We start from the raw sequence: 25,746 nt of genomic DNA on the forward strand, positions 1-25,746 counted from the left end.
GTTCCTTCAGAACCGTTCGTTGGGCGCCAGGTAGCGCCATTGCCCGAGCGGCAGTTGCCCGAGCGTGACGCGGCCGATGCGCACGCGCTTGAGGCCCAGCACCTTCAGCCCCACGATCTCGCACATCCGCCGGATCTGGCGCTTCTTGCCTTCGGTGAGCACGAAGCGCAGCTGCTCCGGGTTCTGCCAGTCCACCCTGGCGGGCTTGAGCGCCTGACCGTCCAGGCTGAGGCCGTGCCGCAGCAGGACCAGTTGCTGCGGCGGGAACACCGCCTGCACGTCGTTGCTGACCGCGCCGAAGCCCACGCGCACGAGGTATTCCTTCTCCACGCCGGAGTCCTCGCCGATCAGCTGCCGGGCCACGCGGCCGTCCTGCGTGAGCACCAGCAGGCCGGTCGAATCGATGTCCAGCCGGCCGGCCGGCGCCAGCCCCTTGAGCTGCGAGGGCGCGAAGCGGTGGGGTGCGGTGTCGCCCGTCCAGCGATTTCGGCCCTGGACCAGCACCACGGCAGGCTCGTAGCCGTCTTCCGCCTGGCCGCTCACGTAGCCGATCGGCTTGTGCAGCAGGATCGTGACCTGCTCGCGCTGCTGGCCGCGCGCCTTCGGGTCGATCTCGATCTTCGCCTGCGGGCCGACCTGCAGCCCCATGGGCGCGACGGCGCCGTTCACCTTGACCCAGCCCCTGGCGATCCAGTCGTCCGCCTCCCGCCGTGAGCACATGCCCAGTTCGGCCATGCGTTTGTTCAGTCGGGTGGTGCCGCCGGGGGCGGCAGGTGCATCAGGCATGGGCGCGGACGGGGAAGGGAGTGGAGCGCAGGGCATGCAGGTCGAGGACGCGCAGCCCACCGTATTCGACCCGGATGATGCCTTGTTCCTGCAGCGAGGACAGCGCCTCGTTCACCCGCTGGCGCGACAGGCCCACGAGGTAGGCCAGTTCCTGCTGCGTGATGCGCAGCACCTCGCCCACGCCCGGGAACAGCACCGGGTTGAACAGCGCTGCCAGGCTGCGGGCCACGCGCAGGTCGGGGCTGTTCATGCGGTCGATCTCGCGCGCGGCGATGAATTGCGCCAGGCGTTCGTTCAGCTGGTTCATCACGAAACGGTTGAAGCCGATCGAATGGTCCAGCAGCCAGTGGAAGGTGTCCGCGGGCAGCCCCGCCACGACGCTCTTGCGCAGCGCCTGGATGTTGTAGCGGTAGACCTCGCGCTTGAGCACGGTGCCTTCGCCGAACCACCCACCGGGCGGCAGGCCGCTGAAGGTGATGGTCTGGCCCTGCTCGTTCTCGTTGCTCATCTTGAGCAGGCCCTCGATCACGCCGAACCAGTACGTGACGGGCCGGCCGACGCGGCACAGGTAATCGCCGGGCAGGGCGTCGCCCACCTTGATGGCGCGCACGGCCACGTCCCGCTCCGGCTGCTGCAGGCGGGCGAGCCACGGAATGCCCGCGAGCTCCGATTGCGTGGGCTCGCGACGGCGCTGGTGCAGGCTGGTTTCGGCGGACATCGGAGTGGTATTCGGTGCGGGTCGGCGTTCGATTTTGCGTCACGGCTCGGCGCAGTCGGTGCGGTGCGGGGCGCGTCTGACCTGCATCAAGGCCGGCGCACCGAGGGTGCACACCCTACTAGGATATTCCCTAGGAATGTCGTCGCAAAGACAGCAGGACGTCAAACCCCCGCCTACATTGCCGCCATACGCCTCACGCAAGGACAAGGGCATGGAGACAACTTTCCCGCGGCTGCTGCTGCAGCACGCATCCCGGCGGCCCGCCGCCGCGGCCATGCGCGAGAAGGAATACGGCATCTGGCAGGCGCTCACGTGGGCACGGCTGGCGCACATGGTGGAGCACCTGGCCTGCGGCCTGCACCAGGCCGGACTCACCCGCGGCGAGCACATGGTGGTCGTCGGCGCCAACCGCCCGCGCCTGTACGCCACGATGCTCGCGGTGCAGTCCCTGGGCGCGATCCCCATCCCCCTGTACCAGGACGCGGTGGGCGCGGAGTGCGTCTTCCCGATCAACAACGCCGACGTCCGCTTCGCCCTGGCCGAAGACCAGGAGCAGGTCGACAAGCTGCTGGAGATCCGCGCGCAATGCCCGCAGCTGGGCACGATCTTCTACGACGATCCGCGCGGCCTGCGCAACTACGTCGAGACCGGGCTGGCGTCGCTGGACGAACTGCTGGCCGCCGGCGAAGTGTTCGCGCGCCAGCATCCCGACTTCTTCCGCGCCGAAGTGGAACAGGGCACGCCCGACGACGTGGCCGCGATGTTCTTCACCTCCGGCACCACCGGCCAGCCCAAGGGCGTGGTGCACACCAACCGCACGCTGCTCGATCGCGCGCACGCCGGCGCCGAGTTCGACCACCTCACCGACAAAGAGGAAGTGCTGGCCTACATGCCGCCGGCGTGGATCGGCCAGAACATCTTCAGCTACGCGCAGTGGCTGGCCTGCGGCTACGTGGTGAACTGCCCGGAATCCGCCGGCACGGTGATGATCGACCTGAAGGAGATCGGGCCGACCTACTACTTCGCGCCGCCGCGGATCTTCGAGGGCCTGCTGACCAGCGTGATGATCCGCATGGAGGATGCGGGCACGATCAAGCGGCACATGTTCCATGCCTGCATGGACCTGGCACGCCGCGTCGGCCCGGCCCTGAGGGACGGCAAGGCGATCGGCACGCTGGACCGCCTGAAGTACGCCATCGGCAACCTGCTGGTGTACGGACCGCTGCGCAACAACCTGGGGATGTCGCGCGTGCGCGTGGCCTACACCGCCGGCGAGGCGATCGGCCCCGACCTGTTCACCTTCTACCGCGCCATCGGCATCAACCTCAAGCAGCTGTACGGCAGCACCGAGACCGCCGTGTTCGTCTGCATGCAGCCGGACAACGAGGTGCACTCGGACACGGTGGGCGTTCCCTGCCGCGGCGTGGAGATCAAGGTGCAGGACAACGGGGAGATCCTGGTGCGCTCGCCCGGCCTGCTCAAGGAGTACTACAAGAACCCGCAGGCCACCGCCGAAGTGAAGACCGCCGACGGCTGGTACCACACGGGTGACGCCGGCTTCCTGGACGCCCACGGCCACCTGAAGATCATCGACCGCGCCAAGGACGTGGGCCGGCTGGCCGACGGCGCGATGTTCGCGCCCAAGTACATCGAGAACAAGCTGAAGTTCTTCCCGCACATCAAGGAAGCGGTGGCGGTGGGCGACCGCCGCGACATGGCCTGCGCCATGCTCAACATCGACTTCGAGGCGGTCGGCAACTGGGCCGAGAAGCGCAACCTGCCCTACGCCGGCTACACGGACCTGGCGCAGAAGCCCGAGGTCTACCAGCTGATGAAGGAGTGCATCGAGAAGGTGAACGCCGACCTCGCCGCCGACGAGAAGCTGGCCGGCAGCCAGATCCACCGCTTCCTCGTGCTGCACAAGGAACTGGACGCCGACGACGGCGAACTCACCCGCACCAACAAGGTCCGCCGGGGCTTCATCGCCGAGAAGTACCAGGTGCTGCTGGATGCGCTGTACGGCGGCCGCAACGAGCAGTACATCGAGACCCAGGTCAAGTTCGAGGATGGGCGCACGGGCATGGTCAGCGCCACGCTGAAGATCATGGATGCCCGGACCTATCCCGCCATGAGGGCTGCCGCATGAACCCCGCCTCCACCCTGGTGACTCCGTTCGACGCGCCGCTCGCGGAAGGATCGGTCACGGAGCTGGAACGTCCCGACGCCGGCGAGCCCGCCTCGACGCTGTCGTCCGAGCCGATCGCCAACGCCGGCCGCCGCATCGGCGAAGTGATCCTGGACGTGCGCAACATCTCGCTGGCCTTCGGCGGCGTCAAGGCGCTCACCGACATCTCCTTCGACGTGTGCGAGCACGAGGTGCGCGCCATCATCGGGCCCAACGGCGCCGGCAAGAGCTCGATGCTCAACTGCATCAACGGCGTCTACCAGCCGCAGCAAGGCCACATCACCTTCCGCGGCAAGCGCTTCAACCACATGAAGAGCCGGCAGGTGGCGGAGATGGGGATCGCCCGCACCTTCCAGAACCTGGCGCTGTTCAAGGGCATGAGCGTGCTGGACAACATCATGACCGGCCGCAACCTGCGCATCAAGAGCAACCTGCTGCTGCAGGCGCTGCGCATCGGGCCGGCCGAACGCGAGGAGATCCGCCACCGCGAGGTGGTCGAACGGATCATCGACTTCCTGGAGATCCAGGCCTATCGCAAGACCCCGGTGGGCCAGCTGCCCTATGGCCTGCAAAAGCGCGTCGACCTCGGCCGCGCGCTCGCGATGGAGCCGCAGGTGCTGCTGCTGGACGAACCCATGGCCGGCATGAACATGGAGGAGAAGCAGGACATGTGCCGCTTCATCCTGGACGTGAACGACGAATTCGGAACCACGGTCGTGCTGATCGAGCACGACATGGGCGTGGTGATGGACATCTCCGACCGCATCGTGGTGCTGGACTACGGCAAGAAGATCGGCGACGGGCCGCCGGACGAGGTGCGCAACAACCCCGAAGTGATCCGCGCCTACCTCGGCACCTCGCACTGAAAGCACACCATGGGCTTCTTTCTCGAAACTCTGCTGGGCGGCCTCATGGCCGGCATGCTGTATTCGCTGGTCGCGCTCGGCTTCGTGCTGATCTTCAAGGCGTCCGGCGTCTTCAACTTCGCGCAGGGCGCGATGGTGCTGTTCGCGGCGCTCGCCATGGCGCGCTTCGCGGAATGGATCCCGGCCTGGACCGGCATCACCAGCCCGATCGTCGCCACCGTCGCGGCCTTCGTGATCGCCGGCGCCATCATGTTCGTGGTGGCCTGGGTGATCGAGTTCCTGGTGCTGCGCCGGCTGGTCAACCAGGAAGGCGCGACGCTGCTGATGGCCACGCTGGGCATCGCCTACTTCCTCGAAGGCCTGGGCCAGACGCTGTTCGGCAACAGCATCTACAAGATCGACATCGGCATGCCCAAGGACCCCGTGATCGCTTTCGAGAGCGTGTTCCAGGGCGGCATCCTGATCAACAAGGAGGACCTGATCGCCGCGGCGATCTCCGCCGCCCTGGTGATCCTGCTGTCCGTGTTCTTCCAGAAGACGTCCACCGGCCGGGCGCTGCGCGCGGTGGCCGACGACCACCAGGCCGCGCAGTCCATCGGCATCCCGCTGGCGCGCATCTGGGTGATCGTGTGGTGCGTCGCCGGCGTCGTCGCGCTGGTGGCCGGGATGATCTGGGGCAGCAAGCTGGGCGTGCAGTTCTCCCTGGCGACGGTCGCATTGCGCGCGCTGCCGGTGGTGATCCTGGGCGGACTCACCTCGGTGCCGGGCGCCATCATCGGCGGCCTGATCATCGGCGTGGGCGAGAAGCTCTCCGAGGTCTACATCGGCCCGCTGGTGGGCGGCGGCATCGAAATCTGGTTCGCCTACGTGCTGGCGCTCGGCTTCCTGCTGGTGCGGCCGCAGGGCCTGTTCGGCGAAAAGATCATCGACCGCGTGTAAGGACGAATCACCATGCTTTACCGCGAAAACGGCCAGTTCAAGACCAGCTACCGCAGCGACCTGCAGATCTTCCCGATCCTGCAGGACCGCGTGGCGATCGCCGCCATCCTCGCCATCGCCTTCTTCCTGGTGCCTTCGATCGCCAGCGACTACATGTTCCGCGCGATCCTGATCCCCTTCCTGATCATGGCGCTCGCCGCGTTGGGCGTGAACATCCTCGTCGGCTACTGCGGGCAGATCTCGCTCGGCTCCGGTGCCTTCATGGCGGTGGGCGCCTACGGGGCCTACAACTTCTTCGTGCGCATCCCCGGCATGCCGCTGGTTCCGGCCATCCTGCTGGGCGGCCTGTGCGCGACCCTGTTCGGCATCCTGTTCGGCCTGCCCAGCCTGCGCGTGAAAGGCCTCTATCTCGCGGTCGCGACGCTGGCCGCGCAGTTCTTCTCCGACTGGGCGTTCCTGCGCATCAAGTGGCTGGTGAACGACTCGCCCTCGGGCTCGGTGTCGGTCAACGCCCTGCAGGTGTTCGGCCTGCCGATCGAAAGCGCCACCAGCAAGTACTGGTTTTGCCTCGCGATCCTGGTGGTGATGGCCTTGCTGGCGAAGAACCTGGTGCGCAGCGCGATCGGCCGCGAGTGGATGGCGATCCGCGACATGGACGTCGCCGCCGCCGTGATCGGCATCCGCCCCATGTACGCCAAGCTGAGCGCCTTTGCGGTCAGCTCTTTCATCGTCGGCGTGGCCGGCGCGCTCTGGGCCTTCGTCTACCTGGGCGCCTGGGAGCCTGCCGCCTTCTCGGTGGACCAGTCGTTCCGCCTGCTGTTCATGGTGATCATCGGCGGCCTCGGCTCGATCACGGGCGCCTTCTTCGGCGCCGCCTTCATCGTCGTGCTGCCGATCTTCCTGAACCAGTTCCTGCCGGCCTTCGCTTCGCTGTTCGGCATCACGATCTCCACCGCCGGCATCTCGCACGCCGAACTGATGATCTTCGGCGCGCTGATCGTCTGGTTCCTGATCGTTGAGCCGCACGGCCTCGCGCGCCTGTGGGCCACCGGCAAGCAGAAGCTGCGCCTGTGGCCCTTCCCGCACTGATTCTTTCCAGCCCCCTGTGTTCACCAAGAGGAGACATCCAATGAAGTTGCGTTCCGCACTACTCGCCGCCCTGTTGGGAGTGGCCGCCACGGGCGTGTTCGCCCAGGCGAAGGAGCAGTTCTTCCCGCTGCTCTCTTATCGCACCGGCCCCTACGCGCCCAACGGCACGCCGTGGGCCAACGGCAAGCAGGACTACATCAAATTGATCAACGCGCGCGATGGCGGCATCAACGGCGTGAAGATCACGTTCGAGGAATGCGAGACCGGCTACGCCACCGACCGCGGCGTGGAGTGCTACGAGCGCCTGAAGGGCCGTCCCGGCGTCACCCTGTTCGATCCGCAGGCCACCGGCATCACCTTCGCGCTGACCGAGAAGGTGCCGAACGACAAGGTGCCCCTGATCACCCTGGGCTACGGCCTGTCGGTGGCGCAGGACGGCATGGCCTTCAAGTGGAACTTCCCGCTGATGGGCAGCTACTGGACCGGCGCCGACATCATCCTGCAGCACATCGCCAAGAAGGAAGGCGGCTGGGACAAGCTCAAGGGCAAGAAGATCGCCCTCGTGTACCACGACTCGCCTTTCGGCAAGGAGCCGATCCCGCTGCTGGAAGAGCGCGCGAAGATGCATGGCTTCAACCTGAGCCTGGTGCCGGTGACGGCGCCCGGCGTGGAGCAGAAGGCCGCCTGGCTGCAGGTGCGCCAGAACCGTCCCGACTACGTTCTGCTGTGGGGCTGGGGCGTGATGAACTCCACCGCCCTGAAGGAAGCGCAGGCCACGGGCTACCCGCGCGACAAGATGTACGGCGTGTGGTGGTCGGGCGCGGAGCCGGACGTGAAGGACGTGGGTGATGGCGCCAAGGGCTACAACGCACTGGCGCTCAACACCTCCGGCCAGCAGCCCAAGGTGATCCAGGACATCCTCAAGTACGTGCACGACAAGGGCCAGGGCACCGGCCCGCGCGAGGAAGTCGGCTCGGTGCTGTACACCCGCGGCCTGATCATCCAGATGCTGGGCGTCGAAGCGGTGCGCCGCGCGCAGGAGCGCTATGGCAAGGGCAAGGTCATGACGGGCGAGCAGGTCCGCTGGGGCCTGGAGAACCTGGCGCTGGACCAGAAGCGGCTGGACGCACTGGGGTTCGCCGGCGTGCTGCGCCCGATCAGCACGTCCTGCCAGGACCACATGGGTTCCACCTGGGCGCGCATCCACACCTGGGATGGCAAGGAGTGGAAGTTCTCCAGCGACTGGTACCAGGCCGACGAGCAGATCATCAAGCCGATGGTGAAGACCGGCTCGGAAAAGTACCTGGCGGACAAGAAGATGCAGCGGCGCCCGGCTGCGGACTGCCAGTCCTGACCTGACCTGCCTTGCTCCCTCCCCTTCGGGGGAGGGTTGGGGTGGGGGCGCTCCTCCGCGCGCCTCCATCCCAGCCCCCGAGGAACGATCCAGATGCAATCCACAACGAAGGCCGACGCCGGCCAGAGGCCGGCCAGCGACAGTCCGTCCCAACCTGCGCAGGCAGGCTTGCAGCCGCGGACTGTCGTTCTCAACGTCAACGGCATCGAGGTCATCTACAACCACGTGATCCTCGTGCTCAAGGGCGTGTCGCTGCAGGTGCCCGAAGGCGGGATCGTCGCGCTGCTCGGCGGCAACGGCGCCGGCAAGACCACGACGCTGCGCGCCGTGTCCAACCTGCTCAAGGGCGAGCGCGGCGAGGTCACCAAGGGCTCCATCGAACTGCGCGGCGAACGCATCGAGAACCTCACGCCCGCCGACCTGGTGCAGCGCGGCGTGGTCCAGGTGATGGAAGGCCGGCACTGCTTCGCGCACCTCACGATCGAGGAGAACCTGCTCACCGGCTCGTACACGCGCAGCAACCGCGCGGAGGTCGCGGCCAACCTGGAGAAGGTCTACAACTACTTCCCGCGCCTGAAGACGCGCCGCACCTCGCAGGCGGCCTACACCTCGGGCGGCGAGCAGCAGATGTGCGCGATCGGCCGCGCGCTGATGGCCAACCCGAGCATCGTGCTGCTGGACGAGCCTTCCATGGGCCTGGCGCCGCAGATCGTGGAGGAGGTGTTCGAGATCGTGAAGGACCTCAACGCCAAGGAGCGGGTCACCTTCCTGCTGGCGGAACAGAACACCAACATGGCCCTGCAGTACGCCGACTACGGCTACATCATGGAAAGCGGCCGCATCGTCATGGACGGCCCGGCCGCCGACCTGGCGAACAACGAGGACGTCAAGGAGTTCTACCTGGGCGTGGGCGGCGGCAAGCGCAAGAGCTTCCGCGAAGTGAAAAGCTACAAGCGCCGCAAGCGCTGGCTGGCCTGACGGGGAGGACCGGGACGATGACGAAGCCGTTCTACGACAGCCTGGAGACGCGCGCGCCCGCCGAGCGCGAGACCCAGCTCATGGCCGCACTGCCGGCGCAGCTGGCCCACGCACAGCAGGCCACCGGCGCCTATGGCGCCATCCTGGCGGGCGTCGATTGCGCGCGGGTCACCACCCGCGAAGCGCTGGCGAAGCTGCCTGTGACGCGCAAGAGCGAACTGCTGCAGCGGCAGCAGGCGCAGCGCGCCGACGACCCCTTCGGCGGCTTCTCCGCGCTGGTGCGCGGGCCGGCCATGCCGCGCATCTATGCCTCGCCCGGCCCCATCTACGAACCCGAAGGCAGCACGCGCGACTACTGGCGCGTGGGGCGCGCGATGTACGCGGCGGGGTTCCGCGGCGGCGACCTCGTGCACAACGCCTTCAGCTACCACATGACGCCGGGCGCGTTCATCATGGAATCCGGCGCGCACGCGGTGGGCTGCACCGTGTTCCCGGCCGGCGTCGGCCAGACCGAGCAGCAGCTGCAGGCGATCGCGGAACTGCGGCCGGCCGCCTATGCCGGCACGCCCAGCTTCCTGCGCATCCTGGTGGAGAAGGCGCAGGAGACCGGCAGCGACCTGTCCAGCATGCGCAAGGGCATGGTGGGCGGCGAAGCCTTCCCGCCCAGCCTGCGCGACTGGTTCCTGGAGCGCGGCATGGACGTCTTCCAGAGCTACGCGACCGCGGACCTCGGCCTGATCGCCTACGAGACCAGCGCCCGGCAGGGCATGGTGATCGACGAAGGGGTGATCGTGGAGATCGTCCGTCCCGGCACCGGCGACGTCGTGGCCGCCGGGGAAGTCGGCGAAGTCGTGGTGACCACGCTCAACCCCGGCTATCCGCTGATCCGCTTCGGCACCGGCGACCTGTCGGCGGTGCTCGCCGGCGAGGACCCCACGGGCCGCACCAACATGCGCATCAAGGGCTGGCTCGGCCGGGCCGACCAGACCACCAAGATCCGCGGCATGTTCGTGCACCCGGGCCAGGTCGCGGACATCACCCGCCGCTTCCCGGAGATCGTCAAGGCGCGGCTGGTGGTGAGCGGCGAGATGGCCAACGACGTGATGACGCTCAAGGTGGAAGCCAGCGCGGCGCCGCAGGGGCTCGACGCCCGCATCGGCGAAGCCGTGCGCGACGTCACCAAGCTGCGCGCCGACGTGCAGCTGGTGCAGCCGGGCAGCCTGCCGAACGACGGCAAGGTCATCGAGGACGCACGCAGCTACAAGTAGACATGGCGGGGACACACGGCCGGGTTGGCCGGCCATCGGGGCGGCGCGACAAAAGTCTGGAATCCTGATGAAGGACAAAGCCTAAGTAGTTCCGGCGATGCAACATCGCCGGCGCGTCCTTATGATCGCGCGGTTTTTCCCCTCGGAGTTCCCAATGAAGAAACTGTTCCAGTCGCTCGTGCCGGTCGCGCTGATGGCTGCCGCGCTGGGTGCCGGCGCCCAGGCCGCCTACCCGTCCAAGCCCATCACCATCATCGTGCCCTTCGCCGCGGGCGGCCCCACGGACAAGGTGGCGCGCGACCTGGCCGAAGCCCTGCGCAAGCCCCTGGGCGGCGCCGTCGTCATCGTCGACAACGCAGCCGGCGCGGGTGGCTCCATCGGCGCCAACAAGGTGGCCAAGGCCCCCGCCGACGGCTACACGCTGCTGCTGCATCACATCGGCATGGCGACCATGCCCACGCTGGTGCGCAACATCCCCTTCAAGGTGGAGAGCGACTTCGAGTACCTGGGCCTGATCAACGACGTGCCGATGACGATCATCGGCAAGCCCACCCTGCCGGCCGCCAACTACAAGGAAATGGTCGCCTGGATCCAGCAGAACAAGGGCAAGATCAACCTGGGCAACGCCGGCGTCGGCTCGGCCTCGCACCTCTGCGGCATGCTGTTCCAGCACGCGATGGGCGTGGACATGACCGCCGTGCCGTACAAGGGCACCGGCCCGGCCATGACCGACCTGATGGGCGGCCAGATCGACCTGATGTGCGACCAGACCACCAACACCACCGCCGCCATCGAAGGCAAGAAGGTGAAGGTGTTCGCGGTGACCACGCCCAAGCGCCTGTCCGTCGCGTCCCTGAAGGACGTGCCGACGATGCAGGAATCGGGCGTCAAGGATTTCAACGTGACCATCTTCCACGGCCTGTACGCGCCCAAGGGCACGCCCGCGCCGGTGCTCAAGAAGCTGAACGACGCCCTGAAGGTCGCGCTGAAGGATCCTGAGTTCGTCAAGCGCGAGGAAGGCCTGGGGGCCGTGGTCGTGACCGACAAGCGCACCGACCCGGCGGAGCACAAGAAATTCGTGGAGTCTGAAATCGGCAAGTGGAGCCCCCTGATCAAGGCGGCCAACGTCTACGTCGATTAAGCTCGGACCACGCCAGCGGAAAGCCTCCTTCGGGAGGCTTTTTCCTTGGCATCATGCGCAGCGCACCAAGACATCCAAGGAGACCTCCGTGAGCCGTCCCGTTTCCCCGAACCGCCGCATCCTGCTGGCCGCCGGCACCGCCGTCGCGGCCGGCCTGCTGCCCCTGTCGTCCTTCGCGCAGGCCGCCTGGCCGGCCAAGCCCGTGCGCATCGTCGTGCCCTTCGCGGCCGGCGGCACCACCGACATCCTGGCGCGCGCGGTGGCGCAGGAACTGACCCGGTCGCTCGGCCAGTCCTTCGTGGTCGACAACAAGCCGGGCGCGGGCGGCAACATCGGCGCCGACCTCGTGTCGAAGGCGGCGCCGGATGGGTACACGCTGCTCATGGGCACGGTGGGCACGCACGCGATCAACAAGTCGCTGTACGCGAAGATGCCCTACGACCCGCAGAAGGACTTCCAGCCGATCACGCTGGTGGCCGGGGTTCCGAACGTCATGGTGGTCAATACCGAGAAGGCGGCCGCCCGCAAGATCGCCACCGTCCAGGATTTCATCAAGTACGCCAAGGCCAACCCCGGCAAGCTGAACATGGCCTCCAGCGGCAACGGCACCTCGATCCACCTCGCCGGCGAGCTGTTCAAGTCCATGACCGGCGTCTACATGACGCACTTCCCGTTCCAGGGCTCCAACCCGGCGCTGTTCAGCCTGATGTCCGGCGACATGGACGTGATGTTCGACAACCTGCCTTCGGCAATGACGCACATCAAGTCGGGCAAGCTCAAGGCGCTCGCGGTGACCAGCGCCACGCGCTCGGCGGCGCTGCCCGACGTCCCCACCGTGGAGGAAGCGGGGGGACCTTCGCTCAAGGGCTTCGAGGCGAGCTCGTGGTTCGGCCTGCTCGCGCCGGCCGGCACGCCCATGGACATCGTCAATCGCATCCAGCAGGAAACGGCGAAGGCGCTCGCCACCCCGGCCATGAAGGAGCGGCTGCTGGCGCAGGGCGCGATCCCCAGCGGCAACACGCCCGCGCAGTTCGCCCAGATGATCGACCGCGAGATGAAGAAGTGGGCCCCCGTCGTCAAGGCCTCGGGCGCGAAGGTGGACTAGTCAATCCACCAGGCATCGCGCGCGCGGACCGTGTGCCGCGCGCCGGGCATCACACGCCCCAGACGATTTCCTTGCCGGCGGCGCTGCAGCGCCTGAGCATGTCGAGGAAGGGCACCGCCCGTTGGCGCAGCGACACGGCGTCGAACTTCGGCGCGACCTCGCCCTTCGCCTTGGCTTCCTCGATGAGCGCCTTGTGCTCCGCTTCCTCGCGGGCGATGGCCCCCTCCAACGCCTGGATCGCCGCCGGCATCGCCTCGGGCAGGATGATGCCCTTCGCTGCGGGGTCCTTGCCGATGATCTCCAGCACGCGCCGGCCGTTGGGCTCCAGCATGATGAGGTCGCCGGCGGCCTTGGACTTGAACTTGTAGAGCATGCGAGCGAGTATCAGCGATACATGTAGCCGCGGGTGAAGGGATAGGCCGACTGCGCACCGTGCAGCGTGCCCGTCTTCATGTCGTGGTCCGGCCGCGTGGCCAGGAACTGGTGCAGCGCGATCCAGCCGCGCTCGAAGCTCATGGCGCAGCCCGCCAGGTAGAGGCGATAGGCGCGCAGCACGGTGCCGGCACCCTCTTCCCCGTGGGTCTTCTCGAGCACCACGCGCGCTTCGTCGAGGCGCTGCTCGAGCGCATCCGACCACGCCCACAGCGTGCGCGCGTAGTGCGGACGCAGGTTCTCGGTGTCCACCATCTCCAGGCCGCTCGCCGCCATGTCGCGCAGCACGACGCTCGTGTGCAGCAGTTCGCCGCCGGGGAAGATGTACTTGCCGATGAAGTCGCCCATGCCCAGGCCCAGCTGGCTGGAGTCGGTGCTGCCGGCGGTGATGCCGTGGTTCATCACCAGCCCGCCGGGCGCCAGCAGGCGGTAGATCTTGCCGAAGTACCCCGGCATGTTCGCCTGGCCCACGTGCTCGAACATGCCGACCGAAGCGATCTTGTCGAAGGGCCGGTCGTCCGGCAGGTCGCGGTAGTCCAGCTGCAGCATCTGCACCCGGCCCTGCAGGCCCTTCTCTTCGATCAGGCGGTTCACGTGCGCATGCTGGTTGCGCGACAGCGTGATGCCGGTGCCATTGACGCCATAGTTCTCGGCGGCCCACAGCAGCAGGCCGCCCCAGCCGGCGCCGATGTCGAGGAAGCGCTCGCCCGGGCGCAGCATCAGCTTGCGGCAGATGTGGTCGAGCTTGGCCTCCTGCGCCTGCGCGAGCGACAGGCTGGCGTCCCGGTAGTAGGCGCACGAATAGACCCGCCGCGGGTCCAGCCACAGCGCGTAGAAGTCGTCGGACACGTCGTAGTGGAAGCGGACCTGCGCGGCATCCCGCTGCGGCGTGTGCGAGGCCAGTGACCGGGCCCGGCGCAGCATCTGCGTCCACCAGCGCGTATCGCTGGCGACCGGGCTGCCCGGCAGCAGGTTCGCCGCTGCGGCCATGACGTCACGCATGCGGCCTTCGATGCGCACGCGCTTTTCGACGTAGTCCTCGGCGATCTTGCCGATCTGGCCGGCGGCGAACGTCGCAAGGCCGGACCAGTCGTGGAACTCCAGCCGCACCGGGGCGTCCGGCGGCCCGAGGCGGCGCCCCTTGGGCAGTCCGAGCGCGACCGGCACGGGCAGCGCGGCAAGTTGCGTTTCGAGCTTGTGCAGCAGCGGTTCCATCTGCAAATTCTTGGCGACAGCTGGTCCGGCGTCAACCGTCGCACTGTAGGACGACTCCGTCACCGGCACCGGGCCGGGGCCGACCGCCATTGCGCGCCAATTCGTTCAAGCCTAAACTATTTAGACCACAGCGAAGGAGCCTCCATGGACATCGAAGCGCGCGCCCACAGCGAGCACCCCGAGGCCCTGCGCCTTTGGCTGCGGATGCTGACCTGCACCCAGCTGGTGGAAAAGCAGGTGCGCACGCTGCTGCGGGACCGCTTCGACACGACGCTGCCCCGCTTCGACCTGATGGCGCAGCTGGAGCGCTCCCCCGACGGCCTGAAGATGAACGAGCTGTCCCGCCGCATGATGGTCACGGGCGGCAACGTCACCGGCATCACCGACCAGCTGGTGGCCGAGGGGCTGGTGGAGCGCATCGAGGTCCAGGGCGACCGGCGGGCCTACTGCGTGCGCCTCACGGCCAAGGGCCGGCGGCAGTTCCACGACATGGCGCGCCAGCACGAGGACTGGATCGTGGAGGCCTTCGCCGGTCTCAGCGACAAGGAGATCGCCACCCTGCACCGGCTGCTGGGCAAGGTGAAGGAACGGGCCCAGCAGCCACGCCAGGAGGCCGCCGCATGAGAGCACCCGTCGCGTCCGCCCAGGTCGACCGCTTCGTCCACGACCGGCTGCCGCCGCGCTCGCAGTGGCCGGCGCTGCACTACGACCTGCCCGAGCTCCAGTTGCCGCCGCAGGTGAACCTGGTGGCCGAGCTGCTCGACCGCGCCGGCGAGAAAGGCTGGGGCGACCGGCCGATGCTCCGCTCCCCGCGGCGCACCCTCGGCTACGACCAGGCGCGGCAGGAGGTCGACCGCATCGCCCGGCTGCTGGTGGAAGACCTCGGCATGGTGCCGGGCAACCGGGTGCTGCTGCGCGGCGGCAATTCCATCGGCATGGCGCTCGCGTGGCTGGCCGTCGTCAAGGCGGGCGGCATCGCCGTGGCCACCATGCCGCTGCTGCGCGCCCGCGAGCTGGGCGACATCATCGACAAGGCGCAGCCGACGCTGGCGCTGTGCGACGCGAAGCTGGGCGAGGAGCTGGAGCTGGCGCGCGCCGGGCGACCGGTGCTGACGACCGTGGTGCGCTTCAATGCGCCCGATGCGGCGGACAGCCTGGAAGCCCGCGCCGCGCAGAAGTCCGGTCCCTTCACCGCCTGCCCGACGGCGGCGGACGACATCGCGCTGCTTGCCTTCACCTCGGGCACGACGGGCAGGCCCAAGGCCGCCGTGCATTCGCATCGGGACGTGCTGGCGGCCTGCGAGGCCTGGCCGCGCCACGTGCTGAAGGCCACGCCGGATGACATCGTCATCGGCAGTCCGCCGCTGGCCTTCACCTTCGGCCTGGGCGGGCTGCTGCTGTTTCCCATGTGGGCCGGTGCCTCGGTGTACTTCCCGGACGGCCCCTACACGCCGGAATCGATGGTGCGCACGATCCGCGACGTGGGCGCGACCATCTGCTACACCGCGCCGACGTTCTACCGGCAGTCCGCGGCCTTCGCCCGCGAGCTGGGCGTCGGCCAGCTGCGCACCAGCGTGAGCGCCGGCGAGGGCCTGCCCGACGCGACGCGGCAGCTGTGGAAGGACGCGACCGGCATCGAGATGCTCGACGGCATCGGCGCCACCGAGATGTTCCACATCTTCATCTCCTCGGGGGGCGCGGACGTGCGGCGCGGCGCCGTCGGCAAGGTGGTGCCCGGCTACACCGCCAAGGTGGTGGACGACGACGGCCGCGAAGTGCCGCGCGGCACCGTGGGCAAGCTGGCCGTGGTCGGCCCCACCGGCTGCAAGTACCTGGACGAGCCGCGCCAGGCGAACTACGTCCGGGACGGCTGGAACTACCCGGGCGACGCCTTCCTGCAGGACGCCGACGGCTACTTCTTCTACCAGGCGCGCGCCGACGACATGATCATCACGGCCGGCTACAACGTGGGCGGGCCGGAGGTCGAGGATGCGCTGCTGAAGCATCCCGCCGTGGCGGAGTGCGGCGTGGTGGGCAAGCCGGACGAGGAGCGCGGCATGATCGTCAAGGCGTTCTGCGTCCTCAAGCCAGGGCACGAAGCGGGGCCGGAGATGGTCCGGTCGCTGCAGGACCACGTCAAGGCCGCCATCGCGCCGTTCAAGTACCCGCGCGAGATCGAGTTCGTCGCCAGCCTGCCGCGCACCGAGACCGGCAAGCTGCAGCGGTTCAAGCTGCGGCAGGGCTAGGGATCGGAGCCTCCCTGGGCGTCCGCGCTCAGCCCGCGCTGGCTTCGCGCCAGTAGCGCCGGTCGACGTACTTGTCGGGGTCGGTGAGCGCGCGCGGCGGTTCGCCCAGCTTGCTGCGCAACGCGAGCACCGCCGCCACCCCCTGCGGGTCCATGGCCGCGTCGCTGAAGAAGCCGGTGCGCGGATCGAGCATCAGCGCACAGGACTGCTCGGCGATCTGTTCGCTCATGCCCGGCACGTTCTTCACCAGCAGAGCGCGGGCCGCCGGCCGGTTGGCGGGCGCCTCCAGCCAGCGCACCGCGTCGCGGTAGGCGCGGATGAAGCCCACCACGGCGTCCGGATGCTGCTTCGCCCAGCTGCGGCGCGCGGCGCCGACGATGCCCAGGTAGGGCCCGATCGCCTCGCGCGCCGTCGCCAGCTGGTTGAAGCCGCGGTTGCGCGCCTGCAGGTCGAAGGGCGCGCGCAGCATGGTGGCATCGTGCTGCCGCTCCATCAGCGCCGCGAAGCGCCGGTCGGTGCCGCCGGCGCGCGCCCACTTCACCTCGGATTCGGCCACGCCGGCCCGCGCGAGCATCTCGCGCAGCGCGAAGGAAAAGCCGTTGCTCATCGCGTCCACCGAGACCGTGCGTCCGCGCAGCTGGGCCACGCTCTTCACGTCGGGCGCGGCCACCAGGCTGAGGAAGCCGTCATCCGAGCCCATGAAGGCGAAGAAGTCGCTGGGCGGATCGAACTTCAGCTCGCCCTGTCCTTCCTGGTAGGCGACGATGTTGTCGAAGGCGGTGATGGCGACGTGGTAGCGCCCCTCCATCAGGCCGCTGAACACGTTCTTCGAATCCGGCGTCACCTGCAGGTTCGGCGCCAGTCCCTGCTGCGCGAAGAAGCCCTGGTCCCGCGCGGCCCACAGCGGCAGGTTGAAGCCGCCGCCGAAACTGATGACGGACAGGGCCTGGGGTTCACGCCGCGGCGTCGCGCAGCCGGTCATCGCGGCCAGGGCGGTGGCGGAAGCGGCGGCCAGGACGCCCCGGCGGCGGAGGGTGGGTTGCTGCATGCGCGCGAGTGTCCGGCCGCCTGGGGAGCCGGGCAAGGGGGAGATTCCGGAAGACAGTTTTCCGGCGCGCGCAACAGGCCGGCGGTCGGCCGCCGGACCGGGCCCGATCTGCCCGCGTTCACGGCGTGGCGCCTCGCTGTCCGCCATCGCCCGCCGCGCCGGGGAACACCCGCGCGTGCAGCACCGTGTCGATCAGCTGGCCGTCCTTGGTGGCGGCGCAGCGCAGCACGGCCTCGCGCGTGAAGCCCGCCTTTTCCAGCACCCGCATCGACGCCGGGTTCCATGCGAACACCTGGGCCTCCAGCCGCGCGAACAGCACCTCGTCGCCGATGCGCGCGGCCAGCGCCGTGGCCGCCGCCGTGGCGATGCCGCGGCCCCAGAACGGCTCGCCCAGCCAGTAGCCGAACTGGGCGGTGGCCACCTGGACGCCCTCGCCCGCGATCGCACCGATCCCGCCCACGGGCCGTCCGTCGACGGCGATCGCCAGCTGGATGCTGCGGCCCGGGTGCGCGGCGATGCGCAGCCACAGGTCCGCGTCGTCTTCCGTGTAGGGATGCGGGAAGGTGTGCGTCATGTTGCGCCACACGCGCCGGTTGTTGGCGAGCCGCACCAGGTCGGCCTTGTCCTGCGCGCGCCAGGCGCGCAGCACGCAGCCCGGCAGGGAGGTCGGGAGGGACGCGCTCATGCGTCCATGCTAGCGCGGCGCGGGTGGCGTGGCCGCACTGCCCCCGTATGATCCCCCCATGCCGGCATACGCATTCGAGGCGCTGGACGCGCGGGGCACCACCCAGAAGGGAGTGATCGAGGCCGATACGGCGAAGGCGGCCCGCGGCCTGCTGCGCGGCCGCCTGCTGGTGCCGCTGGACGTGCGGCCGGTCGCTTCCGGCGAGGCCGGCGCGGGCGGCTCCGGATCCCGCCCGCTGTTCCGCCGCGCGGTGTTCGGCAGCACGGCACTGTCGGTGTGGACCCGGCAACTGGCCGGGCTGGTCGGATCCGGCCTCACGCTGGAGCGGGCGCTGACCGCCCTGGCCGACGAGGCCGACACCGAACAGCAGAACCACCTCATCGCGGCGCTGCGCGCCGAGGTCAACGCGGGTTCCTCGTTCGGCAAGGCGCTGGCGCGCTTCCCGGGGGAGTTCTCCGACATCTACGTGGCCGTGGTGAGCGCCGGCGAGCAGAGCGGCCACCTGGGCCTCGTGCTGGAGCGGCTGGCCGACGACCTGGAGGAGCGGCAGGCGCTCAACGCCAAGCTGCTGGCCGCCACGCTCTACCCGGCCATCGTCACGGTGGCGGCGGTCGTGATCGTGCTGCTGCTGATGACCTATGTGGTGCCGCAGGTGGCCAACGTGTTCGCGGGCAGCAAGCGCGCGCTGCCGCTGCTGACGGTGATCATGCTGGCGGCCAGCGCGTTCGTGCGCAGCTGGGGCATCGCGCTGCTCGCGGTGCTGGCGGCGGCCTTCGTGCTGCTTCGGCTCGCGCTGCGCAACCCGGCGTTCCGCGAACGGTTCGACGCGAGCTGGCTGACGCTGCCGCTGGTGGGCAAGCTCTCGCGCGGCTACAACGCGGCGCGCTTCGCCGGCACGCTCGCCATGCTGGCGGGCGCCGGCGTGCCGATCCTGAAGGCGCTGCAGGCGGCGGCCGAGACCCTGGGCAACCGCGCCATGCGCGCCGATGCGCTCGACGCGCTGGTGCTGGTGCGCGAGGGTGCACCGCTGGCCTCCGCGCTGGCGCAGAAGAAGCGCTTTCCCGGGCTGCTGGCCATGTTCGCGCGGCTGGGCGAGCAGACCGGCCAGCTGCCGGCCATGCTGCAGCGGGCGGCCAAGCAGCTCTCCGCGGAGGTGCAGCGGCGCGCGCTGCAGCTGGCCACCCTGCTGGAGCCCCTGCTGATCGTGGGCATGGGCCTGGTGGTGATGCTGATCGTGCTGGCGGTGCTGCTGCCGATCATCCAGCTCAACCAGTGGGTACGATAAGGCCATGGCCTCGGTGTCCCTCGACGACAAGCTGGTGGTGGCGATCTCCTCGCGCGCCCTGTTCGATTTCGAGGAAGAGAACCGCGTCTTCGAAAGCGGCGATGCCGCCGGCTACATGCGGCTGCAGCTGCAGCGGCTGGACCAGCCGGCCAAGCCGGGCATCGCCTTCTCGCTGGTCAAGAAGCTGCTGGCCTTCAACGACGGGGCGGTGCAGCGCGTCGAGGTGGTCGTGCTGTCGCGCAACGACCCGGTGTCGGGCATGCGCGTGTTTCGCTCGGCCAAGGCCAACGGCATCCACCTGCAGCGCGGCGTGTTCACCCAGGGCCGCTCGCCCTTCGGCTACCTGCGCCCGCTCAAGGCCACGCTGTTCCTCTCGGCCAATGCCGACGACGTGCGCGGCGCGCTGGCCGCCGGCTTTCCCGCGGCGCGGGTGCTGACCGAGTCGGTGCTGGCCAGCGCCAGCTATCCCGGCGAAGTGCGCATCGCGTTCGACGGCGATGCGGTGCTGTTCTCCGACGAGGCCGAGCAGGTCTTCCAGGCGCGCGGGCTGGAGGCGTTCCAGGAGCACGAGTCGAGCAAGGCCACGCAGCCGCTGCCCGGCGGCCCGTTCAAGCCGCTGCTGACCGCGCTGCACCGCCTGCAGCAGGCCGCCACGCCGCAGATGCGCATCCGCACGGCGCTGGTCACGGCACGCAGCGCGCCGGCGCACGAGCGAGCGATCCGCACGCTGATGGACTGGAAGATCAACGTCGACGAGGCGATGTTCCTGGGCGGCCTGCCCAAGGGCGAGTTCCTGCGCGAGTTCGAGCCGGACTTCTTCTTCGACGACCAGACGCGGCACGTCGCGCATGCGGCGTTGCACGTGCCGTCCGGGCACGTGTCGGCCGGCATCGCCAACGCGGTCTCGTAGGTCGGCGCAGCTTGTAGGCTGGCGGTGAGCCGCGAAGCGCGAACCCCAGCGATGCGGGTGGATCGCTGGGGTTCGCCTTCGGGCTCACCACCAGCCTACGAACCACGCCACAGCGCGGTTGGCCGCGAAACTAGCTCCGTGGTCCCCGCCCCTCGCGCCGCGCGATCCACACCGTGGAGGCGGCGATGACCACCCCGCCCACCAGCGTCGAGCGGCTGGGCGCGTCGCCGAACCACAGCCAGCCGATCAGCGTGGCCCACACCAGGTCCAGGAACTTGACCGACTGGGTGGCGGAGATGTCCGCGGTGGCATAGGAGCGCGTGAGGCAGTAGTGCGCGGTGCTGCCCAGCAGCCCGCACAGCAGCGACAGCAGCCACTGCGTCGGCGTCGGGTTCTGCCAGTGCCACAGCGCGAGCGGCAGGCTCAACAGCGTGACGGTGATCGACTGCCACGCGACGATCACCTCCGGCCGTTCGTAGCGCGTGAGCGCCTTGGTGATCAGGAAGGAGGCGGCGAACACCGGCGAGGAGGCCAGCATCACCAGGTTGTAGAGGCCGCCGCCGCCCGTGAGCTTGGGCGCCACCACGATCAGCACGCCGCCGAAGCCGATCGCGGCCGCGACCCAGCGCTCCCAGCGCATCGGCTCCTTGAACAGCAGCACCGCGCCCAGCATGATGAAGATCGGGCCGGTGAAGCCGATGGCCGTGACGTCGGCGATCGTGATGTGCGGCAGCGCGGTGAACCACAGGCACAGCCCCAGCGTGTGCACGCCGCCGCGGGTGAACTGGCCGGCGATGTTCTTCGGTCGGTAGTGGGCCAGGCCGCTGCGCGCCATCAGCGGCAGCATCACCGCCAGCCCCATCAGGTAGCGCAGGAACTGCGTCTCGAAGACGTCCAGCGTCAGCGACACGGCGCGCATGATGGAGTTCAGCACCACGAACAGCAGGCCCGCCGTGCCCGACCACAGCAGCGCGCGCGTGGTGGCGTCGAGCCGTTCGACGCGGCGCTGCGCCACGCTCGCGTGGCGCGCGAGCAGGTTGCGGCGCGCGCTGCGGCGCGCTGCGGGTTGCGGTCGAGGCTCCATCGGTGCCGCCACTATAGGTGCAGCCGGCAAAGCGACACCAAAGTTCCTCCGGCCTGACACCGCGGCGACTGCAGGGGGATCGGAGCTTGTCTAGGATGGCAGGGTCTTCAGGGCGGGGTGCGATTCCCCACCGGCGGTAGGCCACGCGAGTGGCGAGCCCGCGAGCGCCCGCAGCCGCCAGGCCGCGGGGTCAGCAGACCCAGTCCGATGCTGGGGCCGACGGTGTTGCAGGTGCCAACCTGCTGAGTCCGGATGAAAGAAGATGCGCGCCGCCTCGCGTGGCGCGTGCGCGCGTGCCTGTCCGCAAAGGCCGGCGTGCGCTGTCTTTTCGCCTTGGAGCGTTTTTGTTCACCAACAGGAGCGTTTCATGACCCCAGCCGCCCTCTCCGATGCCGGCGCGATCGCGCTGAGCCCCCTCCCCGCCATCCTCGCGCGCATCGCCGCCGGCGAACCCGTGCTGGTGCTCGACGATGCGGACCGCGAAAACGAAGCGGACCTGATCGTCGCGGCCGACCGCATCACGCCGGCCACCATGGCGCTGCTGATCCGGGAAGGCAGCGGCATCGTCTGCCTGTGCATCCGCCCGGACCAGGCCAGCGCGCTGAAGCTGCGGCCCATGGTGGAGCGCAACCGCTCGCGCTATGCGACGGCCTTCACGCAGTCGATCGAGGCCGCCTTCGGCGTGAGCACCGGCGTGTCCGCCGCCGACCGCGTGCAGACCATCCAGTGCGCCTTGCGCTCGACGCTGGAACGCAGCGAGATCGTCAGCCCGGGCCACGTGTTTCCGCTGGTGGCGCGCGAGGGCGGCGTGCTGGAGCGCCAGGGCCACACCGAGGCGGCCGTCGACCTCGCGCAGCTCGCCGGCTGCCGGCCCGCCGGCGTGCTGTGCGAGCTGATGAACCCGGACGGCAGCATGGCGCGCGGCGACGAGGTCGCCCGGTTTGCCGAGCGCCACGGGCTGCTCTGCACCACGGTCGAAGCCGTGCGGCAGTATCGGCTGTCCTTGTAGTTCCGAAGGCTGGGGTGGGCAGTTGTAGGCTGGGGTGAGCGCGCAGCCGAACCCCAGCGATGCGACCCGAGCGTGGGGTTCGCCCTCGGGCTCACCGCCAGCCTACGTGCTCGCCTCCGAGCGCACCGCCAACCTACGTGCTCGTCTTGACGACGATCCGGCCGCGCACCTGGCCGGCCATCAACTTCTGCGCGGCCTCGATGGCGCCGGCCAGCGGGATCTCGGTCGTGATGGTGTCCAGCAGCCCCGGATCGAGATCGCGGGCGAGGCGCGACCACGCCTGTTCGCGCAAGGCCATGGGCGCCATCACGCTGTCCACGCCCAGCAGCGCGATGCTGCGCAGGATGAAGGGCGCGACGCTGGCCGGGAAGTCCATGCCCTGGGCCAGTCCGCAGGCAGCCACCGCGCCGCCGTAGCGCACCTGCGCGCAGGCGTTGGCCAGCGTGTGGCTGCCCACTGCGTCGACCACCGCGCTCCAGCGTTCCTTCTGCAGCGGCTTGCCCGGCGCCGACAGTTCCGCGCGATCGATCACCGCCGCGGCGCCCAGCTTCTGCAGGTAGCCGGCCTCCGCGGCCTTGCCGGTCGCCGCCACCACCTTGTGGCCCAGCTTCGCCAGCAAGGCGATCGCCACCGAGCCGACACCGCCGGTGGCGCCGGTGACCAGCACCTCGCCATCGCCCGCCTTCACGCCATGGCGCTCCAGCGCCAGCACGCACAGCATGGCCGTGTAGCCGGCCGTGCCGATCGCCATCGCCTGGCGCGCACTGAAGGCGGTGGGCCGCCGCACCAGCCATTGCGACTTCAGCCGCGCCTTGCCGGCCAGGCAGCCCTTGTGGGTCTCGCCGACGCCGAAGCCGTTGAGCACGAAGGCATCGCCCGGCTTCCAATTCGGCGCGCTGCTCTCCAGCACCGTGCCCGAGCCGTCGATGCCGGCCACCATGGGCCAGCTGCGCACGACCGGCGAGCGGTTGGTGATCGCCAGTCCGTCCTTGAAGTTCAGCGTCGAATAGTCGACGGCGACCGTCACGTCGCCGTCCGGCAGGAAGCTGTCGTCCACCGCGCGCACCTCGGCGCGGAACTCGGGGTCCTTCTCCAGCACCAGGGCTTGGAACATGGCGGCTCCTCTCGTGGGTCGTGGGGGGTCTCAGGCGACGTGCTGGCGCAGCAGCTTCACCAGTTGCGCGCTGGTGTTGCGCAGGCGCTGGGACAGCAGCTGCGTGAGCTTGACCAGCAGTTTGGCACCGATGTCGGGACGCGCCTTGATCAGCCGCGCCACCGCGGCGCGGTCCAGCACCGCCGCCTCCACTTCGGACAGCGCCCAGCAGCTCGCGTAGCGCGGTTCGCCGTCGAACATGGACATCTCGCCCAGGACGGCCCCGGGCCGCACCACCGCCAGCCGCGTGTTGTCGCCGCGCTCCTGGTGGTTCGCTTCCGGGCCGATGCGCTTGCCCACGTCGACCGTGCCGCGCAGCAGCAGCATCATCCAGTCGTCGATGTCGCCTTCGCGAATCAGCATCTGGCCCGGCTTCGCGCGCACGTGCAGCATGAGCGCGCCCAGCGCGTCCACCTCCTGCGGGGTGAAGTCCTGTAGCACCGGGCTGTGCTCCAGCAGCCCCTCCCATTGCGCGAGGTGCTCGCAGCAACCGGTCACCTCCAGCCCGGCGGCGCGGACCTGTTCTTCCAGCGTGGTGTCGGCCATGCGTTCAATGCTGCTGGAGCCAGCGCGCGATGTCCTGGGCCGCTGCCTCGGTGGCGGCGGTCAGCGCGCGCACGCCCCCGGTCGCGTCGGCGCTGGGAGCCGGCCGCTGCACTTCGAAGCTGCGCTGCGCCACCAGCCGCTCGCCGCCGGCGGTGTTCTCCAGCAGGGTGCAGCGCAGGCGCAGCACGCCCTTGCTGTCGTTCGGCGCGTCGAACAGCTGGCTGAATTCCTCCAGCTCCACCCGCAGCACCGGGGGCGGCGTGCCGCGCCGCGCGATGGCCGCGCCGGCCGCGGGATCGAGCACCGCCCGCTCGCGTCCGAGCACGTCGCGCAGGCGCTGGCGCACCAGCTCGCCGGGCGGCCCGCTCCAGCGCGCGAAGGCATACGGCCGCAGCTGGTGCGGGTCGTCATAGCCGAGGCGGTACAGCAGCGCGGGTGTCTCCAGGATGCCGCTCACCTCCACTTCCGGCAGCACCAGCGCGCTGCGCGCCGGCGAGGTCGGAGCCGCGGCGACCGCCGCCGTGGGGGCGACCGGGCCGAAGTCGTACAGGGTCGGGCGCACCGGCTTGTCGGGCAGCGCCTTGCAGCCCGCCAGCAGCAGCAGCAGCACGCACAGTGCAGGCAGCGCGCGGGTCATCGGTTCGCTCCCGGTGCGCGGAAGCCCGGTTCGCCCGGACCCGGCTGCGCGGCGCCATCACCATAGATCAGCATCTGCGGATTCTCGGTGAGTTCGTTCACCGCGCGGTTGAGCGTGCGCACGGTTCGCATGGTTTCGTCGGTCGCCCGGTTGATGCGCGGCAGCGTGCCGGCGCTGAAGCTGGCGGCGGCCTGTGCCAGGTTATCGGTGCCCTCCGAAATGCGCTCCATCGGCCCGCCCGGGGCATTGAGGCGCTGCGCGGTCTGGCCGAATTGCGTCGCGGCGGCACCGACCTGGTCGACTGCCTTCTGCGCGCCCTTGAGCGTGGCGGTCGCCTCGGCGAGCGCCGGGTCCAGCCGCTGGCGGATCGTGCTGTCGGTGTGCGTCACCAGCAGGTTGGTGTTGCTCGCGGCCTGGCTGATGGTCTCCAGCGCCGTCGCAATGCGCTTCTGGTTGGAGTCGCCCAGGAGCGTGTTCACGCGCTGCGCCACTTCGTCCACCCGGTCCAGGATCACTTCCCCCCGCTCCTCCAGCCGCGACAGCAGGCCCGGGTGCAGCGGGATGCGCGGCGGCACCTCGTCGTTGGGCTCCAGCCGGGGCGCCGGCTTGCCCTCGTCGGCCAGCTGGACGAAAGCCAGGCCGGTGACGCCCTGGTAGCTCAGCGTGGCGAAGGTCTCCTTGGTCAGCGGCGTGTCGCGGTCGATCTCCAGCCGCACCAGCACGTTGCCGACCTGCTTGGGGTCGAAGCCGATGCGCTTGACCTTGCCGACGTCGACCCCGCGGAAGCGCACCGGCGCCTGTTCCTGCAGGCCGGTGACGGTCTCCTTGGTGGAGATCTCGTAGGGATCGCGGACGCCGGTGTCGCGCGTCAGCCAGGCAGCCAGGCCGAGCACCAGTGCGGTGAGCACCGCGACGAAGATGCCGGCAGCGAGAGCGTGGGCCTTGTTTTCCATGGCGTGTTTTTACCTTTCCGGTCGCTCGAAGAGTTCGCCCCCGGCCATTTCCGCCGGGTCGAGGCGACGGGTGGACCGGCAGGGCCAGTCTCCCCGGAGCGGTTCGGCGACTCT

25 protein-coding genes and 1 riboswitch are annotated in these 25,746 nt (G+C 69.3%); of the genes, 14 read left to right on the plus strand and 11 right to left on the minus strand.

Going from position 1 to position 25,746, the window contains the following annotated elements:
* Positions 1-6: 6 nt before the first annotated feature.
* Both AC1DSA_RS23390 and AC1DSA_RS23395 read right to left on the minus strand, forming a co-directional pair.
* On the minus strand, positions 7-822 hold the full coding sequence (locus tag AC1DSA_RS23390; RefSeq protein WP_477893303.1) for a pseudouridine synthase: 816 nt from the start codon (positions 820-822) through the stop codon (positions 7-9).
* On the minus strand, positions 779-1,504 hold the full coding sequence (locus tag AC1DSA_RS23395) for a Crp/Fnr family transcriptional regulator (protein ID WP_477893304.1): 726 nt from the start codon (positions 1,502-1,504) through the stop codon (positions 779-781). The genes AC1DSA_RS23390 and AC1DSA_RS23395 overlap by 44 nt, the downstream gene beginning before the upstream one ends.
* A 211-nt stretch (positions 1,505-1,715) precedes the next feature.
* On the opposite strand from AC1DSA_RS23395, the gene AC1DSA_RS23400 reads away from it, so the two are divergent.
* From AC1DSA_RS23400 to AC1DSA_RS23440, 9 genes are all read left to right on the plus strand, one after another.
* Positions 1,716-3,650 (plus strand): AMP-dependent synthetase/ligase, encoded by a 1,935-nt coding sequence (locus AC1DSA_RS23400; RefSeq protein WP_477893305.1) that lies wholly within the window; start codon positions 1,716-1,718, stop codon positions 3,648-3,650.
* Entirely contained in the window at positions 3,647-4,555 is a 909-nt protein-coding gene (locus AC1DSA_RS23405) for an ABC transporter ATP-binding protein (protein ID WP_477893306.1), read from the plus strand. Before AC1DSA_RS23400 ends, AC1DSA_RS23405 begins: the two co-directional genes overlap by 4 nt.
* Before the next feature lie 9 nt (positions 4,556-4,564).
* Positions 4,565-5,494 carry a branched-chain amino acid ABC transporter permease gene (locus tag AC1DSA_RS23410; RefSeq protein ID WP_477893307.1) on the plus strand — a complete coding sequence of 310 codons (930 nt, stop codon included), beginning with the start codon at positions 4,565-4,567 and terminating at the stop codon, positions 5,492-5,494.
* Positions 5,495-5,506: 12 nt separating this feature from the next.
* Complete coding sequence (locus AC1DSA_RS23415) at positions 5,507-6,583, plus strand: branched-chain amino acid ABC transporter permease (RefSeq protein WP_477893308.1); 1,077 nt, start codon at positions 5,507-5,509, stop codon at positions 6,581-6,583.
* A 40-nt stretch (positions 6,584-6,623) separates the two neighbouring features.
* Positions 6,624-7,937, plus strand: coding sequence for an ABC transporter substrate-binding protein (locus tag AC1DSA_RS23420; protein WP_477893309.1), 1,314 nt, complete (start codon positions 6,624-6,626; stop codon positions 7,935-7,937).
* 93 nt (positions 7,938-8,030) lie between these two features.
* Complete coding sequence (locus tag AC1DSA_RS23425; protein WP_477893310.1) at positions 8,031-8,915, plus strand: ABC transporter ATP-binding protein; 885 nt, start codon at positions 8,031-8,033, stop codon at positions 8,913-8,915.
* Between the two features lie 17 nt (positions 8,916-8,932).
* Positions 8,933-10,183: a phenylacetate--CoA ligase family protein gene (locus AC1DSA_RS23430; protein ID WP_477893311.1), complete on the plus strand. Its 1,251-nt coding sequence runs from the start codon at positions 8,933-8,935 to the stop codon at positions 10,181-10,183.
* Between the two features lie 154 nt (positions 10,184-10,337).
* Complete coding sequence (locus tag AC1DSA_RS23435; protein ID WP_477893312.1) at positions 10,338-11,324, plus strand: tripartite tricarboxylate transporter substrate-binding protein; 987 nt, start codon at positions 10,338-10,340, stop codon at positions 11,322-11,324.
* 118 nt (positions 11,325-11,442) lie between these two features.
* Complete coding sequence (locus tag AC1DSA_RS23440; RefSeq protein WP_477893339.1) at positions 11,443-12,429, plus strand: Bug family tripartite tricarboxylate transporter substrate binding protein; 987 nt, start codon at positions 11,443-11,445, stop codon at positions 12,427-12,429.
* 49 nt (positions 12,430-12,478) lie between these two features.
* On the opposite strand, the gene AC1DSA_RS23445 is transcribed toward AC1DSA_RS23440, so the two are convergent.
* Together AC1DSA_RS23445 and AC1DSA_RS23450 are read right to left on the minus strand one after the other, a co-directional pair.
* A complete protein-coding gene (locus tag AC1DSA_RS23445; RefSeq protein WP_477893313.1) occupies positions 12,479-12,802 on the minus strand; it encodes a DUF1840 domain-containing protein in 324 nt (107 codons plus the stop codon).
* 11 nt (positions 12,803-12,813) lie between these two features.
* Positions 12,814-14,076: a class I SAM-dependent methyltransferase gene (locus AC1DSA_RS23450; RefSeq protein WP_477893314.1), complete on the minus strand. Its 1,263-nt coding sequence runs from the start codon at positions 14,074-14,076 to the stop codon at positions 12,814-12,816.
* A gap of 144 nt (positions 14,077-14,220) precedes the next feature.
* Between AC1DSA_RS23450 and AC1DSA_RS23455 the strand changes: the two genes are divergently transcribed.
* Both AC1DSA_RS23455 and AC1DSA_RS23460 read left to right on the plus strand, forming a co-directional pair.
* Positions 14,221-14,700 (plus strand): MarR family winged helix-turn-helix transcriptional regulator, encoded by a 480-nt coding sequence (locus AC1DSA_RS23455; RefSeq protein ID WP_477893315.1) that lies wholly within the window; start codon positions 14,221-14,223, stop codon positions 14,698-14,700.
* On the plus strand, positions 14,697-16,322 hold the full coding sequence (locus AC1DSA_RS23460) for an AMP-binding protein (RefSeq protein ID WP_477893316.1): 1,626 nt from the start codon (positions 14,697-14,699) through the stop codon (positions 16,320-16,322). The genes AC1DSA_RS23455 and AC1DSA_RS23460 overlap by 4 nt, the downstream gene beginning before the upstream one ends.
* A gap of 28 nt (positions 16,323-16,350) precedes the next feature.
* Here the strand turns inward: AC1DSA_RS23460 and AC1DSA_RS23465 are convergent, their stop codons facing one another.
* Both AC1DSA_RS23465 and AC1DSA_RS23470 read right to left on the minus strand, forming a co-directional pair.
* Positions 16,351-17,370 (minus strand): ABC transporter substrate-binding protein, encoded by a 1,020-nt coding sequence (locus AC1DSA_RS23465; protein ID WP_477893317.1) that lies wholly within the window; start codon positions 17,368-17,370, stop codon positions 16,351-16,353.
* A 118-nt stretch (positions 17,371-17,488) separates the two neighbouring features.
* The gene (locus tag AC1DSA_RS23470) at positions 17,489-18,055 is read right to left on the minus strand and encodes a GNAT family N-acetyltransferase (RefSeq protein WP_477893318.1); all 567 of its coding nucleotides are present in this window, start codon (positions 18,053-18,055) and stop codon (positions 17,489-17,491) included.
* Between the two features lie 58 nt (positions 18,056-18,113).
* Here AC1DSA_RS23470 and gspF point away from each other — a divergent pair, with 58 nt between their 5' ends.
* Both gspF and AC1DSA_RS23480 read left to right on the plus strand, forming a co-directional pair.
* Positions 18,114-19,340: a type II secretion system inner membrane protein GspF gene (gene gspF, locus AC1DSA_RS23475; protein ID WP_477893319.1), complete on the plus strand. Its 1,227-nt coding sequence runs from the start codon at positions 18,114-18,116 to the stop codon at positions 19,338-19,340.
* 4 nt (positions 19,341-19,344) lie between these two features.
* The gene (locus AC1DSA_RS23480; RefSeq protein WP_477893320.1) at positions 19,345-20,250 is read left to right on the plus strand and encodes a 5'-nucleotidase; all 906 of its coding nucleotides are present in this window, start codon (positions 19,345-19,347) and stop codon (positions 20,248-20,250) included.
* A gap of 130 nt (positions 20,251-20,380) precedes the next feature.
* Here AC1DSA_RS23480 and AC1DSA_RS23485 read toward each other — a convergent pair whose 3' ends face one another.
* Positions 20,381-21,334 carry a DMT family transporter gene (locus AC1DSA_RS23485; RefSeq protein ID WP_477893321.1) on the minus strand — a complete coding sequence of 318 codons (954 nt, stop codon included), beginning with the start codon at positions 21,332-21,334 and terminating at the stop codon, positions 20,381-20,383.
* Between the two features lie 99 nt (positions 21,335-21,433).
* Positions 21,434-21,602: riboswitch (FMN riboswitch) on the plus strand.
* 99 nt (positions 21,603-21,701) lie between these two features.
* On the opposite strand from AC1DSA_RS23485, the gene ribB reads away from it, so the two are divergent.
* Positions 21,702-22,343 (plus strand): 3,4-dihydroxy-2-butanone-4-phosphate synthase, encoded by a 642-nt coding sequence (gene ribB, locus AC1DSA_RS23490; RefSeq protein WP_477893322.1) that lies wholly within the window; start codon positions 21,702-21,704, stop codon positions 22,341-22,343.
* Between the two features lie 133 nt (positions 22,344-22,476).
* Here ribB and acuI read toward each other — a convergent pair whose 3' ends face one another.
* From acuI to AC1DSA_RS23510, 4 genes are read right to left on the minus strand one after another with little or no spacing between them, the layout of a single operon-like run.
* On the minus strand, positions 22,477-23,457 hold the full coding sequence (acuI, locus tag AC1DSA_RS23495; RefSeq protein ID WP_477893323.1) for an acrylyl-CoA reductase (NADPH): 981 nt from the start codon (positions 23,455-23,457) through the stop codon (positions 22,477-22,479).
* A gap of 30 nt (positions 23,458-23,487) precedes the next feature.
* Positions 23,488-24,042 carry a Crp/Fnr family transcriptional regulator gene (locus tag AC1DSA_RS23500; RefSeq protein ID WP_477893324.1) on the minus strand — a complete coding sequence of 185 codons (555 nt, stop codon included), beginning with the start codon at positions 24,040-24,042 and terminating at the stop codon, positions 23,488-23,490.
* A 4-nt stretch (positions 24,043-24,046) separates the two neighbouring features.
* Positions 24,047-24,679, minus strand: coding sequence for an ABC-type transport auxiliary lipoprotein family protein (locus tag AC1DSA_RS23505; protein WP_477893325.1), 633 nt, complete (start codon positions 24,677-24,679; stop codon positions 24,047-24,049).
* Positions 24,676-25,632, minus strand: a complete 957-nt coding sequence (locus AC1DSA_RS23510; protein ID WP_477893326.1) for an MlaD family protein — start codon at positions 25,630-25,632, stop codon at positions 24,676-24,678. The genes AC1DSA_RS23505 and AC1DSA_RS23510 overlap by 4 nt, the downstream gene beginning before the upstream one ends.
* Positions 25,633-25,746 lie beyond the last annotated feature (114 nt).

Source organism: Ramlibacter sp. P4_H7 (assembly GCF_056400765.1).

What these genes read in the sequence shown, in the direction of transcription:
- AC1DSA_RS23390 (WP_477893303.1), bottom strand. Translation starts at nt 822, where the DNA reads ATGCCCTGCGCTCCACTCCCTTCCCCGTCCGCGCCCATGCCTGATGCA.
- AC1DSA_RS23395 (WP_477893304.1), bottom strand. Translation starts at nt 1,504, where the DNA reads ATGTCCGCCGAAACCAGCCTGCACCAGCGCCGTCGCGAGCCCACGCAA.
- AC1DSA_RS23400 (WP_477893305.1), top strand. Translation starts at nt 1,716, where the DNA reads ATGGAGACAACTTTCCCGCGGCTGCTGCTGCAGCACGCATCCCGGCGG.
- AC1DSA_RS23405 (WP_477893306.1), top strand. Translation starts at nt 3,647, where the DNA reads ATGAACCCCGCCTCCACCCTGGTGACTCCGTTCGACGCGCCGCTCGCG.
- AC1DSA_RS23410 (WP_477893307.1), top strand. Translation starts at nt 4,565, where the DNA reads ATGGGCTTCTTTCTCGAAACTCTGCTGGGCGGCCTCATGGCCGGCATG.
- AC1DSA_RS23415 (WP_477893308.1), top strand. Translation starts at nt 5,507, where the DNA reads ATGCTTTACCGCGAAAACGGCCAGTTCAAGACCAGCTACCGCAGCGAC.
- AC1DSA_RS23420 (WP_477893309.1), top strand. Translation starts at nt 6,624, where the DNA reads ATGAAGTTGCGTTCCGCACTACTCGCCGCCCTGTTGGGAGTGGCCGCC.
- AC1DSA_RS23425 (WP_477893310.1), top strand. Translation starts at nt 8,031, where the DNA reads ATGCAATCCACAACGAAGGCCGACGCCGGCCAGAGGCCGGCCAGCGAC.
- AC1DSA_RS23430 (WP_477893311.1), top strand. Translation starts at nt 8,933, where the DNA reads ATGACGAAGCCGTTCTACGACAGCCTGGAGACGCGCGCGCCCGCCGAG.
- AC1DSA_RS23435 (WP_477893312.1), top strand. Translation starts at nt 10,338, where the DNA reads ATGAAGAAACTGTTCCAGTCGCTCGTGCCGGTCGCGCTGATGGCTGCC.
- AC1DSA_RS23445 (WP_477893313.1), bottom strand. Translation starts at nt 12,802, where the DNA reads ATGCTCTACAAGTTCAAGTCCAAGGCCGCCGGCGACCTCATCATGCTG.
- AC1DSA_RS23450 (WP_477893314.1), bottom strand. Translation starts at nt 14,076, where the DNA reads ATGGAACCGCTGCTGCACAAGCTCGAAACGCAACTTGCCGCGCTGCCC.
- AC1DSA_RS23455 (WP_477893315.1), top strand. Translation starts at nt 14,221, where the DNA reads ATGGACATCGAAGCGCGCGCCCACAGCGAGCACCCCGAGGCCCTGCGC.
- AC1DSA_RS23460 (WP_477893316.1), top strand. Translation starts at nt 14,697, where the DNA reads ATGAGAGCACCCGTCGCGTCCGCCCAGGTCGACCGCTTCGTCCACGAC.
- AC1DSA_RS23465 (WP_477893317.1), bottom strand. Translation starts at nt 17,370, where the DNA reads ATGCAGCAACCCACCCTCCGCCGCCGGGGCGTCCTGGCCGCCGCTTCC.
- AC1DSA_RS23470 (WP_477893318.1), bottom strand. Translation starts at nt 18,055, where the DNA reads ATGAGCGCGTCCCTCCCGACCTCCCTGCCGGGCTGCGTGCTGCGCGCC.
- gspF (WP_477893319.1), top strand. Translation starts at nt 18,114, where the DNA reads ATGCCGGCATACGCATTCGAGGCGCTGGACGCGCGGGGCACCACCCAG.
- AC1DSA_RS23480 (WP_477893320.1), top strand. Translation starts at nt 19,345, where the DNA reads ATGGCCTCGGTGTCCCTCGACGACAAGCTGGTGGTGGCGATCTCCTCG.
- AC1DSA_RS23485 (WP_477893321.1), bottom strand. Translation starts at nt 21,334, where the DNA reads ATGGAGCCTCGACCGCAACCCGCAGCGCGCCGCAGCGCGCGCCGCAAC.
- ribB (WP_477893322.1), top strand. Translation starts at nt 21,702, where the DNA reads ATGACCCCAGCCGCCCTCTCCGATGCCGGCGCGATCGCGCTGAGCCCC.
- acuI (WP_477893323.1), bottom strand. Translation starts at nt 23,457, where the DNA reads ATGTTCCAAGCCCTGGTGCTGGAGAAGGACCCCGAGTTCCGCGCCGAG.
- AC1DSA_RS23500 (WP_477893324.1), bottom strand. Translation starts at nt 24,042, where the DNA reads ATGGCCGACACCACGCTGGAAGAACAGGTCCGCGCCGCCGGGCTGGAG.
- AC1DSA_RS23505 (WP_477893325.1), bottom strand. Translation starts at nt 24,679, where the DNA reads ATGACCCGCGCGCTGCCTGCACTGTGCGTGCTGCTGCTGCTGCTGGCG.
- AC1DSA_RS23510 (WP_477893326.1), bottom strand. Translation starts at nt 25,632, where the DNA reads ATGGAAAACAAGGCCCACGCTCTCGCTGCCGGCATCTTCGTCGCGGTG.